Source organism: Noviherbaspirillum sp. (assembly GCF_035627455.1).
Taxonomy (GTDB): domain Bacteria; phylum Pseudomonadota; class Gammaproteobacteria; order Burkholderiales; family Burkholderiaceae_D; genus Noviherbaspirillum.
Genome location: NZ_DASPLS010000096.1, coordinates 1 through 17,671, shown reverse-complemented (window position 1 = coordinate 17,671; position 17,671 = coordinate 1). Strand labels below are relative to the sequence as shown.

Here is a 17,671-nt window from a genome sequence, read left to right as displayed (position 1 = left end):
CGCTTGCCGACGCGCCACACATGCAGGTCGGCGACGCGCGTGCGTTCCGCCCCGGTGTTCGCTTCCACCGCTTCGCGGATTTCATCCACCACCGGATGATCCATTTCCCGGTCAAGCAGCACCTTGGCGGTGTCGCGGATCAGGTTTTTCGCCCAGATCGCCACCAGCGCCGCGCCGACCACGCCCATCACCGGGTCGAGCCATGACCACCCGTACAGCCAGCCGCCGATCAGCGCAACGATGGCCAGCACCGACGTCGCGGCATCGGCGATCACGTGCAGGTAGGCGGACTTCAGGTTCAGGTCGTGATGATGGTGGTGATCGTGATCGTGACCGTGGTGGTGGTGATGGTGGTCGTCATGATGATGATGGTGCGCGCCGCCGAGGATGAACGCGCACACCACGTTGACCGCCAGGCCGAGGACGCCGACCAGGATCGCTTCCTGGTAACGAATCGGCTGCGGCGACAGAAGCCGCTCGATCGAACCGACGACCATCAGCGCCGCGATGCCCACCAGCAGCACCGCGCTGGTGAAGCCCGCCAGCACCTCGATCTTCCAGGTGCCGAATGCAAAGCGCGGATCGCGCGCGTAGCGCCGGGCCATCGCATACGCGAACGCCGACAGGCCGATTGCCAGCGCATGCGAACTCATGTGCCAGCCGTCGGCCAGCAGCGCCATCGAGTTGAACCACCAGCCGGCCGCAATCTCGACAACCATCATGGCGGCGGTGATCCACATGACCAAGCGCGTGCCGCGCTCGGCGGACTGGTTGCCTTCGTCGAACACATGGTCGTGCGTCCATGCGGACAGGTCTTCGGAAGGGTGATGAAGTGACATGCTGAATCCTTGGCAAGCGAAGCGCCCCCACCGGTTCTGTGCTGGCGGGCTTCCCGTACCGGCATTGGCGGCAACACCGCGACCGGCGTGCGCCGGTGGCAAGAGCAGGGGGGACATTATATCGCTGGCAGGTACAACAGGGACGCCGCCGCGGGTGTGCCGGTGTCAGGTTGTCGGGCGCAGCGCGTGCGGCAGCACGCTGTCCCACAGCGCCTGCTCGAGGAAGTCGACCAGCGGCGACGAATAGTCGACCGGCGGCTCCTGCACCACGATGAAGCGCCAGAATGTGTCGTCGATCTGCAGGATGCGTACCAGCAGCACGCTTCCCGGCCTTCCCGGCATCGTTCCCCGCCCCTCCCACACCGGCAGTTCCTCGCGCTCGGCAAAGCGTCCGCGGTCATCGAAGCGCATCGTCGCATCCATGTTATGTAGGAAACCATCGACATACTTCGACAGGCTCATGCCGGGCGCGTCCTCGGGACCGAAGATCGCCTGCGCATGGTCGGTGCGTTCGGTAAACACGAACATGCGCGTGCCATAGGCATTCGTCTGCGATGCAAATTCCCAGCGCGCGTCAACCAGCACATCCTCCCCGGTATCCGGGTTGTTCCAGACATAGAATTTCTGCGCCGCCACGCCGGCACGCTCGATGTCATCCTCCAGCCCCGCCAGCCAGGAGGCGCCGAGCAGCAGCGCGAACGCGCCGAAGGCGGTGCCGAACGCGGCGCGCCGCCCCCGGCCGATCGGCCTCGCATGCACCCGGTCGCCGGCCTCTTCGTCGTAGGAAGCCTGCATGCCCTTATGCAGGCGGCCGCTCTGCCGCGCCAGCGTAAACAGCGAAACGACCGGAATGCCCAGTCCCAGGCCGCTTGCCCAGAGCCGCAGGTTGCGGATCAGACAGGCGGCCAGCGTCAGCCGTTCGCCGCGGATCGAGGTGAGCTGGAGACCGAGCAACGCCTTGCCCGGGGTATTGCCGAATGCCGCGTAGCACAGCGCATCCAGCGCCAGCGCGAAGGGCAGGCTGAGCAAAACGAACGCCTCGTCCCAGCCGGGCAGGTTCGTCCAGGCGACGAAGCCGGCGGAAACCGCGTCCAGCAGGAAGCCCGCTGCCAAGGCAACCAGCAGGCATTCCCAGCCGAGATCGAACAGCCGCGCGAAAAACCGGCGCCAGCGTCCGGCCATCGGCAGCTCCTGGCGCAATACGGCGTCGGCCGTGACAGGCGCCGGCGGCGGCACCGCGTGCATCGCGGCGTCGAGCGCCGCGACCTGGCCCAGCGGCAGCCACGCCGCCATGCCCTCCTGCCACACCAGGGTGCGTGCATCGACCAGGGCCTGCTGGTAAAGGTGCTGCAAGGCCGCGGTGCTCACCGGGCCGATCCGTTCATCGTCGCGCAGGTACCACCAGCCGTCCATCTCACGCTCCATCTTGCATGACGCTCTGCCGGCGCCCTGAATTTCTCGTTCTTTGACAAAGTCCGGACGGCGGCCCGGATGCGGCCCTACTTCCAGGACAGGCGCAGCGCCCGCGTGGTTACGCGCAAGCGGTCCGACAGACTGCGCGCGAGGTTCGCCATGATCTTGTGCGCCACCGCCGGATGCTCGCGCTCGATCGCCTCCAGCCGGCTGCGCGGGAACTCCCACACGATGGAGCAGCCCGCCGCCTCGGCATCGGCGGAGCGCCGGCTGCCTTCGATGAACGCCATCTCGCCGAAGATGACCCCGGGCGCAAAGCTCGCGAGCCGCTTGCGCGCGCCGCGCTTGACCGGCACCAGGATATTGACCAGGCCGTTGGCCGCGACGTACAGGCTGTCGCCGCCGTCGCCGGCGGAAAACAGGGTAGCGGTGCCGCCGACTTCATGCTCGATCAGGTGCGCGCGCAGCACCTCCACCTCGGCCGGCGTCAGGTTCGCGGCCAGCGTGGTCTGGCCCAGTTGCAGCACCGATTCTGCATGTGCAAAGCCGTGGCGCGCCAGGAGCGCGTCCTCGGCCGCCTCCAGCGCCTGGTCCAGGTCGACATGCCAGCATTCGTCCGCGATCGCGTTGTCGGCCGCGAACGCGCGCAGCGCCGTCTCGACCGCCCGGTTGGCGCCGGCGATCATCAGGGTCGCGCCGCGCGAGGCGAGGGTGCGGGCCGCCTGCTGGACCGCGCGCGCGCCGGTGCTGTCGGTATCGCGCACGCGCTGCATGTCGAAAATCACCGCGACCACGCCGGGCTCCATCTCCGCCACCACCCGGATCAGCCGCTCCGCCGTTCCGAAAAACAGGATGCCTTCCATCTCGATCACGACCACGTCCTTGCCGTGCTGCCGCAACACGGCGTTGGCCTCCGGCGTGCGCACCCGCAGCGAATGCGCACGCTCCCCGGTAAAGGTGCGCCGCACCAGCGGCTTGGCATTGGACAGCACGAACAGGAACATCGCCGCAATGACGCCGATCCCCGCTGCCTTGACCATGTCGCCGAACACCGCGACCACGGCGACCAGCACGATCACGGCGAAGTTCGCGAGTTGCAGCCGCTGCTGCGCGGCATTGCCGGCATCCCTGCCCGCTTCCCTGCCCGCCAGCAGGCGAACCGCCAGGCGCCGCGTGGTGTCGTCGATCATCGCGTAGGCGAAGAACAGCGCGCCGCCGGCGATCGCCGCGCGCGGCAGCCACTGGATGCCGGCACCGGCGAACAACGCGAGCAGTGCCATCGCCAGCGAATAGCACAGCGTGGAGCGGCGGGTAAGGCCGCCGGACATCAGATTGGTGGTGACGCGCGAGAAATTGCCGATCGCCGGGGTGCCGCCGAGCAGGCCGATGCACAGGTTCGCCAGTCCCTGTGCCCGCAGCTCCTGGTCGCCATCGGCGCGCGTGCCCGCAGCGGCCTCGATCGGCGGCAGGCAGGTCAGCGATTCGAGCGAGCCGATCGCGGCGATCGCCAGCGCATAGGGCAGCAGCGTGGGCAGCAGTTCCAGGATCAGCGCCGCATTGCCGGCATGGAGGTACTGCCACAGCGGCGCTGCCGGAAACTGCACCTCGGATGCGCCCAATACCGCGCCGAGGTGGCCCGCGCCAAGAACGGCCGCCAGCGCATAGTGGGTGAGCGTGCCGGCGGCCAGCGCGGTAAGGATGAAGGGCACCCGTTTCAGCGGGCGCGGCGGCCGCAGGCACAGGCCGAAGGTGACCGCCGCCACCGCCAGGCTGGCCGGATGCCAGGCGCCGGGCGTGTCGCTCCAGGGCGTGCCATCGGCGATGCCCAGCACCGGGCGCAGCGAAGCGACAACCATCAGGATGGCGGCGCCCGCCATCAGCCCGGACAGCACGGGATAGGGCGTGAACTTGAGCGCCGTGCCGATGCGCACCAGCCCGAACAGCAGTTGCAGCAGTCCGGACCCGCACACGCACAGGAAGATGAGCGCGACCACGGTTTCGGCGGGATGGGATGATGCCGCGACCTGCGGATGCTGCATCAATGCGGCCCCCAGCGTCGCCAGCACGAAAGCGGCCGGCGCGCGCGAGCCGTAGATCATGCCCGGCGTCGTGCGGAAGACCAGCGCCAGCACGCCGCACAGCGCGCATGCCCAGATCGCGGCCTGCACGCCGAGCTGGGCGCTTGCGGCGCCGAGCGCGGAAAAGGCGATCGGCCCGTAAATCAGTTCGAGCGGCAGGCCGCCGAGGGCGGCGGACGCGCCGCCGACGGCATCGCCGCGCAGCGAGGATGTGGTCATGTATGGAGGCCGGGCCATGCGCGGCGGCCCGATGCTATGGGTAGATTGAAAAAAGTGACCGTCAATTACAACGGAAGGAGGGTATTTTGACAAGCCCCTGGCAGGCCCGGAAGGGATGGCGGCCCGCTCTTGCGGGACCCGACCCGCTTTGGGGCGGCCGTTGCGCGCTGTGCCGGGTGAAGCGGGTCATGCGCGGGGCCGGCCTGCGAAAGGACGGGCAGCACCCACCCTTGCGGGCCGGTTTCAGCCCTCCAATGCGTCCGGCGTGATCTTCGCGTCCACCGTCTTGCCATCGCGCAGGACCTGCACCGGCACCGCCGTGCCCGGCTTCGTGCCGCCGACCAGCCGCGCGAGATCGGCGGTGGTCTGCACCGGCTGGCCGTTGAAGGAGACCACCACGTCGCCGGGCTGGATGCCGGCCTTGTCCGCCGGGCCGCCGCGCTGCACCGCCGCCACCAGCGCGCCTTGTGCGTTCTTCATGCCGAGCGACGCGGCGATGTCCTGCGTCAGTTCCTGCAACTGCACGCCGATGCGCCCGCGCGTGACCTTGCCCGACTCGCGCAGCTGGTTGGAGATGCCCATCGCGATGTCGATCGGGATCGCGAACGCGATGCCCATGTAGCCGCCGGTCTGGCTGTAGATCTGCGAATTGATCCCGACCACTTCGCCGCTGGTGGAAAACAGCGGGCCGCCGGAATTGCCCGGATTGACCGCGACGTCGGTCTGGATGAAGGGCACGTAGCTGCCGTTGGGCAGCAGGCGTCCCTTCGCGCTCACCACGCCGACCGTCACGCTGCTTTCAAAGCCGAACGGCGAGCCGATCGCGGCCACCCATTCGCCCGGCTCCACCTTCGCCGGGTCGCCGATCTTCACCACCGGCAGGTCCTTCGCATTGATCTTCAAGAGCGCCACGTCGGTGTAGACGTCGGCGCCGACCACCTTGGCCTTGAACTGCCGCTTGTCGGTCAGCTTGACCGTGACTTCGTCAGTCTTGTCGATCACATGCGCGTTGGTCAGCACATAGCCGTCCTCGCTGATGATGAAGCCGGAACCCAGGCCCACGCCCGGTGCTTCGCCCTGGTCAGGCGTGCCGCCGAAGCGCCGGAAGAATTCATACAGCGGATGTCCCGGCGGCAGCCCGCCGTTGCCGGCCCGGACCGCGCTGATGTTGACCACCGCCGGCCCTTGCTGCTTGACCAGGTTGACGAAGCTCGGCAGCTGCACGCCGCTGGCGGTGACGGGCGGGGGCGCGGCCGGCTTCGCTTCTTCCGCCTTCGGCGGCGGCGCTTCCTTGTCGGACGGCGAGCAGGCGGCGAGCACCAGCGCGCCAAGCGCGGACGCGAGAGCGGCGGCGCAACGACGGTACTTGAAGATCATGTTTTCTCCCATATTTCATGAAGGAGGCCGGGAGCGTTCCGCGCACGAGGCGGGAACGGACACGCCCTGCCTGGCGCGAATATGAGGATGCGGCGCGCGGATTCCAAGACGGAAACAGAGACGTCGCAAAAGCCCCGGGAATCCGCTCCACGGTAGCGCCCTCGCGTGCGAACGTTTTGTCGCTTCGCACGTCTTATTCACTCTTGCCATGCCGGTCGGCAATCTTCGCCGCGCCAGCCTTATACACTGGAATCATGCTTGACCGTTTCTCTCCCGACCTGCTGCTCCCGCCGCTGCGGCGCCGGCGCGCGTTCGCGGCGGCGCTGGCCGGCGTCGCCGCGGTGCTGACCGCCGGCGGCTGCAGCCAGCTCGCGCAAAAGGAGCGCGAACTCACCTTCCGCATCGAACCCGGCACCGCCAGCTGGTACTCGGGCCTGCCGGAGGGCGTGACCGAATTCAGCATTCCGGTGGCCGCCGGCGACAAGTCCGAACAGATCCACGCGTGGTGGTGGCCCGCGGCGCGCAAGGATGCGCCTGCGCTGCTCTACCTGCACGGCGCGCGCTGGAACTTGACCGGCCACCTGTTCCGCATCGAGCAGCTGCGCGAGTTCGGCTTTTCGGTGCTGGCGATCGATTACCGCGGCTTCGGCAAGAGCGACGGCGGGCTGCCGTCGGAGCGCAGCGTGTATGAAGACGCGCGGGTCGCATGGGAGCGACTTGCGCAGCTGCAGCCGGACCCGAAAAAACGCTACGTCTACGGCCATTCGCTCGGCGGCGCGGTGGCGGTCGATCTCGCGACCCGCCTGCAGCCGGAGCAGGCGGCCGGATTGATCGTCGAATCCTCGTTCACCTCGCTGGCCGACATCGCCCGCGCGCTGAGCTATCGCTGGCTGCCGGTGCAGCTGCTGATGTCGCAGAAGTTCGACTCGATCGACAAGATCGGCCGGGTCGAGCTGCCGGTGCTGATCGTGCACGGCGACAGCGACAGGTATGTGGCGCCGCGCTTCAGCCAGGAGCTTTACGCCACTGCCCGCGGCAAGAAGCGCCTGCTGCTGGTGGAAGGCGGCGGCCACAACAATGCGATGCGGCTCGGGAAACCGGAATACCGCCGCGCGCTGCGGGAACTGTTCGGCTGGCAGGGCAGCACGGGCTGATGCCGGCACGCCTGGGCCCCTAAAGCGCCTTCACGTTCGTCGGCGCCGCCTTGCCGCAGCTGACCGGATCGCAGCAGCGCACCGCCCCTCGGTCTTGTCTGGCGAATACCGTTTTTCACATTCGTTGTTCTTCCGCAGTGCGCGGGTGCAACGCACGGCTAGCATATGAGGATCGACGTTACCCGCCATTCCCATGATCCGGCGCCTTGCCCCCGTATTCGTGCTCGCGGTGCTCGTGCTGCCCGGCTGCCTGACCCGGCAGCCCGTTCCTGCCGCCGCCAGCGACTTCCCTGAACGAAAAGCGTACCTGGGCTGCGCCCTCGCGCGCGCCTTCCCGGATGCGGCGCAAGACGCGTCGGAAGACGGTGTGATGCAGGCGGCGATGTGGAATTGCCGGAGCGAGCGGGAGGCGCTGCAGGCGGCGCTCAACGCCGAACATCCCGGCAATCCCGGCGCGGCCAGGGCCTGCATGGATGAACTGGAGGCGGTTTTGCTGGAGCATATGGCGCTGCGCCTGGCGCAGGTGCGCAGGAAGGCGTTGCCGGGCTTGACGATCTGAACCGGCTGCGGCAGTGCCGCCAGACAGGGTAGAAAAAAAGGCGCATGAAGGAAACCGCGCAAATGAGGCGACGAGTAATCGGATCATTCAGATGCGACGCGAAGGAACGTCGCGTCCCATTCGGCGCAGGCCGTACGCCGCGACACGTGCGAGCGCGACAACCACGACCGAAGGCCGCTGGAGCGTTTCAGCCTGACAGGCTCCTGATACCGGGCGTCTTGCATGCGCTACTGCGTTGCGCGTCCGTGCCGTGGCCTGCAGCATTCGCCGCGCCTCGGCCCGCGCGCTCCGCCACGTCGGACATCTCAGGCTGGAAACGCTCTAACGGCGAGGCTCAAGCACGAAGAACATCCGATATATGTCGTTGCTGGCAAGGTTACGCAAACTCACAAAGGTACAGTCCTCTGTTCTACACGGCGTCTTTTCATTCTGATCCGAGAATTCATATAATTTTGCTCGATATCCTTCAGAACGCGCCGTATTTAGTAGCGATCCCAGGTTGCTCGCTGCATCGTAAGCCCTCCCCCAGAATGCCATTGCCGTGGCAAAGGGGACAATTGCGATATTTCCCGGCAGGTTCTGCAAACCGAAATCGATTTCCATGTGCCGATAGGTATCCGGGTCACCGGGGTCGCGGTAGGGGGCGCTCCAAGTGGTCGGCAAACTGAAGAAGTGCGCGAGGCCGACGACGATCGTCTTGGTTCTCGTTGTCCATGCGCTGGCCGGGCTCAACCGTTCGTCCATGTCGAGGCGCATTGCCCTGATACTTCTCATGTAAATTTTCCTCGGCGACTCTGGATGGAGGATCCGGTCCGGTCCGAAAATATAGCGCTCAACAAGATCCGACCAGAGCGGAAAAGATGCCTGGCCGGTTTCCACCCTCAAAAAGTGTCCGAGCGACTCCGCTGATCCAATTCGCTTCCGGTACTTTTTATAGAACTCCAGTTCGTACGCCACGTCGTTCCTGAAAAATTTCTTCCTGCTCCTGAAGAACGACGGCGTCATACGTGCCGGGGGCCAGGATTCGATAAGTATGTCCGACTTGGCAGGAAGCACCTTCTTCTCGAAAAGCATGTGTAGCGTCACAAAGCTTGCCGTATGCACTTCATGATTTTCCAGCAGCAGGAATTTGAGTGAAGTGTTTCCAGCAGCAGTGTCACGGCGCTTGCTCACCAAGTCCCTGAAGTCACTCAATGGATGCACTTTCAGGGGAAAAGCTTTACCCTCGCCGCGCTTCGGCTCCACCATGAGAAATTTCGTCAGCCCCTTTTCATCCCGGAAGCTGACCGGATTCCCGCCCACCATCTGGTACCAGTTCAATCCGCTGCCCTCAAAGCCCGCCGGATCCGGATTCAGCCAGCAGAATTCGTACGGCTTGAAGAAACGATAGCCATAAGCGTACAAACCGGTGCTATCCCTTTCCTCGCCCGAATACTGCCTCGCCTTCAGCCTGGCGCCGTCATCGCCAGTGGCGTCACCGGCCACGCTGAGAGCCGTTCCGCCGTAAGGGTAAAACCCCTGGTAATTGGCAATGCTGCCGTCGGCCTGCAGCTCCATCTGGCAGGAATCGATCTGGTCCGAGAGGGTGTACCGGGTACGTCCGGCCGCCTCGCCCTGCGCACCCAGGCGGCAGGAGAGAATGCGCAGCTGCTGCGTGTGGCCGAGAGGGATGTGCAGCTCGCTGTAGTCGGTTTGCGGGATCGCATTGGTCACCGTCTCGCCGTCGTAGCCGATGCCCTGTTCCGGATCCGCCTGGATGTAGCTCGCGCGCCATTCCACGCCGCCCAGGTACGTGACCGTGGCAAGTTGCGTGAGCAATCCCTGCGCATTCCGGGTTTCGGTCACCTTCCGGCTGCGGGCGCCGCCGGGAGAATGGACGCTGTATTCGGTGACAACGGCGCCGTCCGCGCCGGGATAGGCGGCGCAGGTCGCCTGGTTTTCGTAGTTCCATGCGATCGCCGAGAGGCTGGCGTTTTTCAGCTGGTTGCCGCAGGCGTCGAACACGCCGTGGTTCGCCAGGAAGGATTCGTCGACCGCGCCCGTTTTTGCGGCGCCTGCAAGGTTTTCGTAGTAGCTGGCCGGAATCGAGCGATTGGACCCGGACGACACCATCATCGCCGCGCTGCGGCTCGCACTCGGGCTGCCGTCACGGTAATGCGCCAGCGCAGTGATATTGCCGGCATCGTCGTACGCATAGCGCTGCTGATAGGGAAGCAGCTGCCCGGCACTGCCGGAAGCGGTGGCCGGCGCCGGGATGGCGGTACCCGTCCTGCCCTCGATCGGGCTGGCGGCGGCGCTTTCCAGGCCGCTCGCCGTCAGCAGCCGGTACAGCGCGTCGTAGCCGTAACTTGATCGCGCGCTGTCGTCCGCGCCAAACACGATGGCCGGATAGGCGTCCTGCACGTCGACGACATTGCCGCCGGGGTCGAATGCAAAACGCATGTCCTGGCGCCTGCCTGCATCGCCGGCGCCGTCGATCCAGCCTGTGCCGGGCGCGGCGGCGATGCGCGCGGCATCGGTACTGGCATAGCGCTGCAGGATCCGGTAACTGCGGGAATCGTAACGAAGAGCGGCGCTGAACAGGCCGTCCCCGCCGCTTTCCGCGGTCCCCACGCGCATCGAGAGCAACTGGGCTTTTGCATTGAAGGCAAAGCTGGACAGACAGCTGATGCCGTCCGCGGACACGGTATCGGGAAACCCGCTTGCCAGATAGGAGGTCCGCAGCACGTTGCCGCTCAGGTTGACGAATTCCAGCACCCGGCCGAGGGCATCGGTGCGCGGCCACGCGCCGCTGTAACCCTGGCTCTGCAAGCCGGCATCCGCCGGCACCGAGCCTTCCAGCGCCGGAATGGCAAGCGCGGGCATGCCGTCTTCGCCGCCGGCATAGTCGCAAGCGAGGTAGCGCAACGCCGCACAGGGCTGGCCGAGCAGGGAGACGCCGCGCACCTGGTCCCATCCGTCCTGGCCGAAGTATTCGGATACGCTTCCGCGCAAATTCAGTGCCTGGGTTTCTTGCTGCGGCAGGCTTTCCCCGTAGCCGATGCGTGCGGAGACCGTGGGGTCGCCGGCGCCGCGCCGGGCAATGGTGACGGCAACCGGCCTGTGCATCGCATCATAGGAAGGCAGGCTGACAAAGCCGCGCGCATCGCCGGCAAACCAGGAACGGCCGAGCGCATCCGGCAGCCGGCAGCGGGCGCCGGCGTCCACATGGGACTGGCTCAGTAAGCCGCCGGTAGCGGCGGAAAGAAAGCTGGCAGTAACAGGGAGGTGCGGCATGCGACGCCTTGCCGGTTCAAAGCGACCATCATCCGCAGAGCCTTCGGAATCATTAATACTGCAAATGCAGTATTTTTCCGCACGCGCCGGCTTGGCGCGCGGTCAGGCCTCTACTCTGCCCCCACCCCGAGCCTCACCGTGTACTGCCCGGTCTTTTCATCCGGCACCACCACCAGCAGCTGGCGCTTCTGCGCATCCTCGATCAGCGCGCGGAACGAGCGGTAGCCATACGCAGCCTCGTTGAAGCCGGGACGCCGCCGCTTCATGGTCTGCTTCACCATCGATCCCCAGATTTTCTCGTCGCCGCCACGCTCGTCGCTCAAGGCCTCGACCGTCTCGACCGCGAAATCCAGCACCTCCTGGCGGCGCTCGTCGTCGTTCTTTTCCTCGGGCTTTGCCTTGCCCTTCGGCGCCGGGGCCTTCACCGCCGGTTCGGCGCCGTTGTTCGCCGCCTTCTTCGCCACAACCTTCTTTTCCGCCGGCTTGCGGCGCTGCTTCTGCTCGCGCACCAGGTCGTCGTAGAAGATGAATTCGTCGCAGTTCGCCGCCAGCAGGTCGGAGGTCGAATCGCGCACGCCGATGCCGATCACATACTTGTTGTTCTCGCGCAGCTTGGACACCAGCGGCGAAAAATCCGAGTCGCCGCTGATGATCACGAACGCGTCCACATGCGACTTGGTGTAGCACAGGTCGAGCGCGTCGACCACCATGCGGATGTCGGCCGAGTTCTTGCCCGACTGCCGCACATGCGGGATCTCGATCAGCTCGAACGATGCCTCATGCATCGTCCCCTTGAATTCCTTGTAGCGCTCCCAGTCGCAGTACGCCTTCTTGACGACGATGCTGCCCTTGAGCAGCAGCCGCTCGAGCACGCGGCGGATGTCGAAGCTCGCATACTTCGCGTCGCGCACGCCGAGCGCGATGTTCTCGAAGTCGCAGAACAGAGCCATGCTGGTGATTTCGGTTTGGGTAGGCATCGGGTCCTTGTGGTCGTGTCGGCGCGATGCGCCGGGAATGCACGCCATTGTAGGCGAATTGGCACGACCGGTTGCAACGATCAGCGGCGGCGGTTGCGCGCGCGGCGCACCAGGTAGATCACCACGGCGGCGAGAATTCCCCACAGCCAGAACGAGCCGAAGCCGCTGCGCTGCGCCTGCGCCGGCTGCGCCTGCTCGTCTCCGGTACCCGAGGCCGCATTGCCGGTGCCGGCGCCGCTGCTGCCTTCGCTCTGGTTCGCCGCGTTGGCGTCACGGTCGCCGCCGAGCAGCGAACCGAGACCGAGGCCGATCAGTGCGCCGCCGAGGATGCCGCCCCAGGGGCTGCGGGCCTGCTGTGGCAGGGTGCGCTCGGGCGTGAGCGGCGCGTTGTCCTGCCTGGCCGCGGAAGACGGCGGCACGGGCTGCTGGCGTTGCGGCGGCGGCGCGGGCTGCGCGCGCGACATGGCTGGCGGCGCGGGTGGCGGGGTAGCGGGGCGTTGCTGCCGCACCACCCCGGCCTGGCGGCCGACCGAGCGGCCACTGCCGGCGCGCTTGGCGTAAGACTCGGGAATGACGATGGTCAGGGCGAGGAGCAGCAACAGCAGCTTGGCGAGGAGGGTAGGCATGGCAGGGACCGGTGAGGGCGGCAGCCGGGAAGGATTCGGGGTTGCCTGTCTTGCATTGGAGTGCTGCCGTACGGGGAGGTTTCGGCGGAATTGCAGTCGGCGGAAGACACTACGCGATTATCAATAAGCGGGAAACAGTGCCGTCCTTAATGGCGGTTTTCCATTCGATACCGCGGCGAGGGAAGCCGGCCAAGACATTTCACTTAAGAAAGCGTGGCGCTGCTCCCGTCTTTCCCCCAGCCGGAACGACGGCGGAGCTGGGAGGTGATGCTGGGGGACTGCGCCCGCGCTCGCATTGAGTCAGGCCGGACTTTTAGGGAGAGCGGCAGAAATGTTCCCATACCGCATGCCGGCGCTCTCGCGCCGCAGCACCTCGCCGGCATCCTGGAAGATGCGGTTCCTTCCCGCATGCTTCGCCGCGTACATCGCGCGATCCGCGCGCTCGATCAGTTCGTCGATGGTTTTCCCCGGCTGGTACTGCGCAATACCTGCGGAAAACGTGATGCTCGCCTTCGCCGCGACACCATCGAATGCCGCGCGTTCCAGTTCGCCCTTGATCCGCTGCAGGCAGGCTTCCGCCTCGTCGATCGACGTCTTCGGCAACAGCAGCAGGAATTCCTCGCCGCCCCATCTGCCCAGCAGGTCGGAAGAGCGCACCTGGCCCAGGGCCGCGCCGGCAAAGGCGCGCAGCACCGCATCGCCGCCGCTGTGCCCGTAGGTGTCGTTGACGCGCTTGAAATGATCGATGTCGAGGATGGACACGCAGAACGGGATTTCGCCGCGGTCGGCCCGGCTTTTCTCGCGCCTCAGCATGTCAAGCAGATAACGCCGGTTGTACAGGCCGGTCAGCTCGTCATGCACCGCCACATCGGTCAGCCGTTCCAGCGCCGCCTCCAGCTCCGCGTTCGCCTCGCGCAGGCGTTTGCGCAGGCGTCCCAGGTTCCCGACCAGCATCACGGTAAAGCCCAGGATCACGCACAGCGCGATCCAGTACACGAATTCGATGCGCCAGTCGATCGCGGCGGGATTCTCGCGCGCGGCCACCACGGCAGAGAGCGGAAACAGCAGTACCGGAATCACCGCCAGCACCGCCATCTGGCGTACGCTCAGCTGCGTGCCGCCGAACATCAGCCCGATCACATAGGCGAGCATGAAGGCGCCGCGCATCGGCCCGCTGTAAATCGCCGCATAGCTGCACAGCACCGCGGAGCACGCGATCTGCGCCTGGGTCATGCTCGGGTCGCGCAAACGCAGGTTCCATCCGCTGCGGATCGCCGCCATGAACAGCGCGCAGAGCCCGATGTAACAGGCGAGGTACACCAGCAGCGGAAACAGCGGATACAAGCCCTGCCAGTGTGCGAAACCGAGAGTCGCCGCGCACAGCGAATAGAAGGCGAAGGCGAACCAGGTTCGCTTCAACCGGTGGCGCTGCTTCGCTGGGTTGGTCGGCATCTCCGGGTCTGCACGTGACGTGCTTGTCGCTAGGTCTGAAAACCATTGTAGCCATAACTGCGGAGATGGTGCGGTTTACTGCATGCGGTTGTGGCGGCCAGGGAGCGAAACCGGGCATCGCGCACAACCGCCTACTGCAGATGCAGTAGGCGGGACGTCATTCCGCAAATGCGCGCGCCGGAAGCAGGCCGGGCGCGGCTCAGCCCGCCACGTCGCGGAAGCCGCGCAGCACATGCGCCACATTGGTGCCGATTTCGGCAACCGCATACCCGCCTTCCATCACGAACAGCGTCGGCAGGCCGAGGCCGGCGAGCCGCGCGCCGAGCGCCAGGTATTCCGGCGCATCGAGCATGAACTTCGAGATCGGGTCGCCGCGATAGGTATCGACGCCGAGCGACACCACCAGCGCGTCCGGCGCGTAGCCGCGGATGCGCGCGCAGGCCGCCTCCAGCGCGTCGAACCACTGCGCATTGCTGCTGCCCGCCGGCAGCGGATAGTTCCGGTTGAAGCCGGCGCCGTCGCCCGCGCCGGTCTCGTCCGCATGACCCAGATAGAACGGATACTCGGTCTTCGGGTCGCCGTGGATGGACTGGAACAGCACGTCGGCACGGTCGTAAAAGATCGATTGCGTGCCGTTGCCGTGGTGGTAGTCGACGTCGAGGATCGCCACCCGCGCGGCGCCGCCGTCGATGAAAGCCTGCGCCGCGACGGCCGCATTGTTGATGAAGCAGTAGCCGCCGAGGAAATCCGGCCCGGCATGGTGGCCGGGCGGGCGCGACAGCGCGAACGCGGCGCGCGCGCCCTGCGCGATGCGGCGCTGCGCGGTCAGCGCGATATCGGCGCCCAGCCGCGCGGCGCGCCAGGAGCCGGCGGTAAACGGCGTGCCGCTGTCGAAGGAGTACATGCCGAGCTGCGCAATGAAATTGTCCGGCTCGACGTCGTGCCGGAAGCCGCGGATCGGCCATACCGCGGGGATCGCGTCGCGGGTATTGCCGAGCGCGGACCAGGCGTCCCACGCGCGTTCGAGGAAACGCAGGTAACGCCGCGCGTGCACCCGCTCGATGGCGGCGAGCGGGAAGCTTTCCGGCGCAGACACGGTGCCGATCTTGTGCTCGACCACCGCGTTGTACACGTAGTCGGCCCGTTCGGGCTTTTCGAAGCAGGGGACGAGTTCGCCGCGGAAGAATTCGAACTGGCCGCGGTGGGCGTGGTGGTCGGGGCTGTAGATGATATCCATGCGCCGATCTTACCCGATACGCAAGCGCATCAGGAATATGCGCTGCAGCAATGGATTGCGCGGAAATGGCTCTATCAAAACAGCAAAGAATCATGGTGCATCTGGAGCCAATCCCTTGAACCAAGGCGCCGCATCACGCCGATCTCGACCACATCCTTAAGCTGGCGCAATTCTCCGGCATCTACCCGCAAATCCATTAGACAAGCGCGCCGCCGTTCACCGATAATTCGGCTCTGCCGGTGCCGCGTCCGATTCCCCGGACTGCAAGGCAGGGGATTCAACCGCCAGGAAGTATGAGCGCCGCATGATTGAAGACATCCGTTATCTGATCGTATTCGCCAAGGTTGCCGAAGCCGGTTCCTTTTCGCGCGCGGCAGAGGCGCTGCAGCTGACCACAGCGACCATCAGCATGCACATCGCGAAGCTGGAAAAGAACCTGGGCGCCGCGCTGCTGTACCGGAATACGCGCAAGCTTTCCCTCACCCACGACGGCATCAACCTGCTGGAAACCGCGAAGTCGATGCTGGAGCTGTACGAAAAGGGCATCATCGAATTCAAGCAGCGCTCCGTCTCGACCACCAACAACCTGCGCGTGTCGATGCCGGCAGTGCTGATCAACAGCCCCGCGTTCATGGACCAGGTCGGCAATTTCATCAAGCTGCACCCGGACATCCATCTCGACATCCTGTGCAGCGACAACCGCAACGACATCATCAGCGAAAGCATCGACGTCGCGTTCCGCGTCGGCGACCTGCCGGACAGTTCGCTGAAGGCCAAGCCGGTGTTCGAATTCACGCGCAAGGTGGTGGCCAGCCGCGCGCTGCTCAATGCCTATCCGCGCATCCGCCATCCGCGCGACCTGGCGGAACTCCCGTGGATCGGCCTGACCATGCGGCCCAACTTCCGTACCTTCATCAATGCCAAGGGCGAGCGCCATGACGTCCGGTACGTGCCGCGGATCCGCATGGACAACGTGGAAGCCGCGTACCAGCTCGCCAGGCGCGGCGCCGGCCTGGCGGCGCCGCCGGAGTTCCTGGCGCGCGACGACATCGCGCACGGCCGGATCGAGGAAGTCCTGCCGGGGTGGTCGCTGAGCCCGCTGCGGGTGCATGCGGTATGGCCGTCGAACATTTCGCCCAGCAGCGTCGCCTATACCCTGATCAACTGGGTCTACGACGCGCTCGGCCTGCGTCACGCCGCATAAGCGCCCAGCTGGCCATAGACCAGGTAGCAGGCCGAGGCGATCAGCAGACCGCCCATCAGCATGTTGAACGCGCGGATGCGCTCCCGGCTGTTGAGGACCAGCGCGACGCGGTCGCCCAGCACCGCCCATGCCGCCAGCGATGCATAGCAGACCAGGAAATAGATCGTGATGAACGTGATCAGCGTGGCCTTGGTGTCCGGGTCGGAGAACAGCGCCGCGCCGGACGCGCACGCGATCCAGGCCTTGGGGTTGAGCCATTGCAACAGGAAGCCCTGCATGAAGGTCGGCACGTTGTCCTTCTCCAGCGTGATCGAAGGCGAAGACGACGCGATCCGCCAGCCGATGTAGATGATGAAGGCGGAGCCGGCCAGCCCCATCAGCAGCATCACCCGCGGATAGCCGGTGACGACCTGCATGAAGGCGAAGCCGACGAAGATCAGCAACAGCGTGAAGCCGATGGTCGCGCCCGACACGAAGGGCAGCGTGCGGCGGAAACCGTGGTTGGCTCCCGAGGACACGATCACCATGTTGACCGGTCCGGGGGAAATCGACATCGTCAGCGAAAACACGGTCATGGCGACAAGCAGGGTCAAGGTCATCATTTTTTGCTGTTCCGGAAAATTGAATACTGTCGTTGTTCAATGCATCTGGACGCAGTCCTGCGCCTGCGGAACCGGTGCATCCATCAGCCTGAAATGCGCATCGAGCGCCGGGCGTTCCACCTGCCTGGCGCTGCAGCCGGCGCCCGCGCGCCGGCCGAGGCCGAGGAAACCGGTGATGACCGCATCCCTGCCGAGCCCGAGCCTGTCGCGCAGCGACGGGTTGTACGCCCATTCACCGGTCTTCCAGTAACACTTGCAGCCGAGCGCCTCGGCGGCGACGATCATGTTCTGGATCGATGCGCCTGCGGACAGGATCTGTTCGATATCGGGAACGCCGCAGCGCCGGTTGAACTCCAGCGCGCAGATCACGATATGCGGCGCGAAGCCGAGCTTGCGCTCCACCTGCTGAGCGCGCTCCGCGGCATCCGCGTGCGGCGGCAGCGTCGACAGGATCAGCTGCTTCAGCGCCGCCTTGTGTTCGTCGTTGCAGACGATGTAGCGCCAAGGCCGTATCCGCTTGTGGTCGGGTGCGGTCAGCGCGCAGCGGAAGATCGTTTCCAGCGCCGCCGCGTCGATCGCTCCCTCGACGATCGGCTGCGACCTGCGTTCCAGTATGGTGTCAATGATAGGCATCGCGCCCTCCCTCTCCGTCAGTAAA

At 65.8% G+C, this 17,671-nt stretch carries 13 protein-coding genes and 1 pseudogene; 3 read left to right on the top strand and 11 right to left on the bottom strand.

All coding sequences use genetic code 11. From position 1 onward, the window contains the following. From dmeF to VEC01_RS18330, 4 genes are all read right to left on the bottom strand, one after another. On the bottom strand, positions 1 to 839 hold an 839-nt coding region (gene dmeF / locus VEC01_RS18345; protein ID WP_324902357.1), incomplete at its 3' end, for a CDF family Co(II)/Ni(II) efflux transporter DmeF. Positions 840 to 1,004: 165 nt separating this feature from the next. Beyond that, complete coding sequence (locus tag VEC01_RS18340; protein ID WP_324902356.1) at positions 1,005 to 2,252, bottom strand: RDD family protein; 1,248 nt, start codon at positions 2,250 to 2,252, stop codon at positions 1,005 to 1,007. An 86-nt stretch (positions 2,253 to 2,338) separates the two neighbouring features. After that, entirely contained in the window at positions 2,339 to 4,549 is a 2,211-nt protein-coding gene (locus tag VEC01_RS18335) for a SulP family inorganic anion transporter (RefSeq protein WP_324902355.1), read from the bottom strand. A gap of 243 nt (positions 4,550 to 4,792) precedes the next feature. Next, positions 4,793 to 5,926 carry a Do family serine endopeptidase gene (locus tag VEC01_RS18330; RefSeq protein WP_324902354.1) on the bottom strand — a complete coding sequence of 378 codons (1,134 nt, stop codon included), beginning with the start codon at positions 5,924 to 5,926 and terminating at the stop codon, positions 4,793 to 4,795. A 254-nt stretch (positions 5,927 to 6,180) separates the two neighbouring features. On the opposite strand from VEC01_RS18330, the gene VEC01_RS18325 reads away from it, so the two are divergent. Both VEC01_RS18325 and VEC01_RS18320 read left to right on the top strand, forming a co-directional pair. Continuing rightward, the gene (locus VEC01_RS18325) at positions 6,181 to 7,080 is read left to right on the top strand and encodes an alpha/beta hydrolase (RefSeq protein ID WP_324902353.1); all 900 of its coding nucleotides are present in this window, start codon (positions 6,181 to 6,183) and stop codon (positions 7,078 to 7,080) included. 193 nt (positions 7,081 to 7,273) lie between these two features. Continuing rightward, entirely contained in the window at positions 7,274 to 7,639 is a 366-nt protein-coding gene (locus VEC01_RS18320) for a hypothetical protein (RefSeq protein ID WP_324902352.1), read from the top strand. Positions 7,640 to 7,960: 321 nt separating this feature from the next. Here the strand turns inward: VEC01_RS18320 and VEC01_RS18315 are convergent, their stop codons facing one another. The 5 genes and pseudogenes from VEC01_RS18315 to VEC01_RS18295 form a co-directional block, all read right to left on the bottom strand. Further along, complete coding sequence (locus tag VEC01_RS18315) at positions 7,961 to 10,915, bottom strand: RHS repeat-associated core domain-containing protein (protein ID WP_324902351.1); 2,955 nt, start codon at positions 10,913 to 10,915, stop codon at positions 7,961 to 7,963. A 496-nt stretch (positions 10,916 to 11,411) separates the two neighbouring features. Next, positions 11,412 to 11,892, bottom strand: a pseudogene (locus VEC01_RS20670) (NYN domain-containing protein); the annotation flags it as partial. A gap of 80 nt (positions 11,893 to 11,972) precedes the next feature. Beyond that, positions 11,973 to 12,518 (bottom strand): hypothetical protein, encoded by a 546-nt coding sequence (locus tag VEC01_RS18305; RefSeq protein ID WP_324902349.1) that lies wholly within the window; start codon positions 12,516 to 12,518, stop codon positions 11,973 to 11,975. 300 nt (positions 12,519 to 12,818) lie between these two features. Continuing rightward, the gene (locus VEC01_RS18300; protein WP_324902348.1) at positions 12,819 to 13,970 is read right to left on the bottom strand and encodes a GGDEF domain-containing protein; all 1,152 of its coding nucleotides are present in this window, start codon (positions 13,968 to 13,970) and stop codon (positions 12,819 to 12,821) included. 199 nt (positions 13,971 to 14,169) lie between these two features. Then, positions 14,170 to 15,207, bottom strand: coding sequence for a histone deacetylase family protein (locus VEC01_RS18295; protein ID WP_324902347.1), 1,038 nt, complete (start codon positions 15,205 to 15,207; stop codon positions 14,170 to 14,172). 304 nt (positions 15,208 to 15,511) lie between these two features. Here VEC01_RS18295 and VEC01_RS18290 point away from each other — a divergent pair, with 304 nt between their 5' ends. Next, complete coding sequence (locus VEC01_RS18290; RefSeq protein ID WP_324902346.1) at positions 15,512 to 16,411, top strand: LysR family transcriptional regulator; 900 nt, start codon at positions 15,512 to 15,514, stop codon at positions 16,409 to 16,411. Here the strand turns inward: VEC01_RS18290 and VEC01_RS18285 are convergent. Together VEC01_RS18285 and VEC01_RS18280 are read right to left on the bottom strand one after the other, a co-directional pair. Further along, a complete protein-coding gene (locus VEC01_RS18285; protein ID WP_324902345.1) occupies positions 16,399 to 17,013 on the bottom strand; it encodes a LysE family translocator in 615 nt (204 codons plus the stop codon). The two genes, VEC01_RS18290 and VEC01_RS18285, sit on opposite strands and share 13 nt — an antisense overlap. Positions 17,014 to 17,049: 36 nt before the next feature. Then, positions 17,050 to 17,646: a nitroreductase family protein gene (locus VEC01_RS18280; protein ID WP_324902344.1), complete on the bottom strand. Its 597-nt coding sequence runs from the start codon at positions 17,644 to 17,646 to the stop codon at positions 17,050 to 17,052. Between the last annotated feature and the right edge of the window lie 25 nt (positions 17,647 to 17,671).

Bases quoted from the DNA above. Each gene is read 5' to 3' on its own strand.
- VEC01_RS18330 (WP_324902354.1), bottom strand. From the start codon at position 5,926: ATGATCTTCAAGTACCGTCGTTGCGCCGCCGCTCTCGCGTCCGCGCTT.
- VEC01_RS18325 (WP_324902353.1), top strand. From the start codon at position 6,181: ATGCTTGACCGTTTCTCTCCCGACCTGCTGCTCCCGCCGCTGCGGCGC.
- VEC01_RS18300 (WP_324902348.1), bottom strand. From the start codon at position 13,970: ATGCCGACCAACCCAGCGAAGCAGCGCCACCGGTTGAAGCGAACCTGG.
- VEC01_RS18340 (WP_324902356.1), bottom strand. From the start codon at position 2,252: ATGGACGGCTGGTGGTACCTGCGCGACGATGAACGGATCGGCCCGGTG.
- VEC01_RS18305 (WP_324902349.1), bottom strand. From the start codon at position 12,518: ATGCCTACCCTCCTCGCCAAGCTGCTGTTGCTGCTCCTCGCCCTGACC.
- VEC01_RS18280 (WP_324902344.1), bottom strand. From the start codon at position 17,646: ATGCCTATCATTGACACCATACTGGAACGCAGGTCGCAGCCGATCGTC.
- VEC01_RS18320 (WP_324902352.1), top strand. From the start codon at position 7,274: ATGATCCGGCGCCTTGCCCCCGTATTCGTGCTCGCGGTGCTCGTGCTG.
- VEC01_RS18285 (WP_324902345.1), bottom strand. From the start codon at position 17,013: ATGATGACCTTGACCCTGCTTGTCGCCATGACCGTGTTTTCGCTGACG.
- VEC01_RS18315 (WP_324902351.1), bottom strand. From the start codon at position 10,915: ATGCCGCACCTCCCTGTTACTGCCAGCTTTCTTTCCGCCGCTACCGGC.
- VEC01_RS18290 (WP_324902346.1), top strand. From the start codon at position 15,512: ATGATTGAAGACATCCGTTATCTGATCGTATTCGCCAAGGTTGCCGAA.
- VEC01_RS18335 (WP_324902355.1), bottom strand. From the start codon at position 4,549: ATGACCACATCCTCGCTGCGCGGCGATGCCGTCGGCGGCGCGTCCGCC.
- VEC01_RS18295 (WP_324902347.1), bottom strand. From the start codon at position 15,207: ATGGATATCATCTACAGCCCCGACCACCACGCCCACCGCGGCCAGTTC.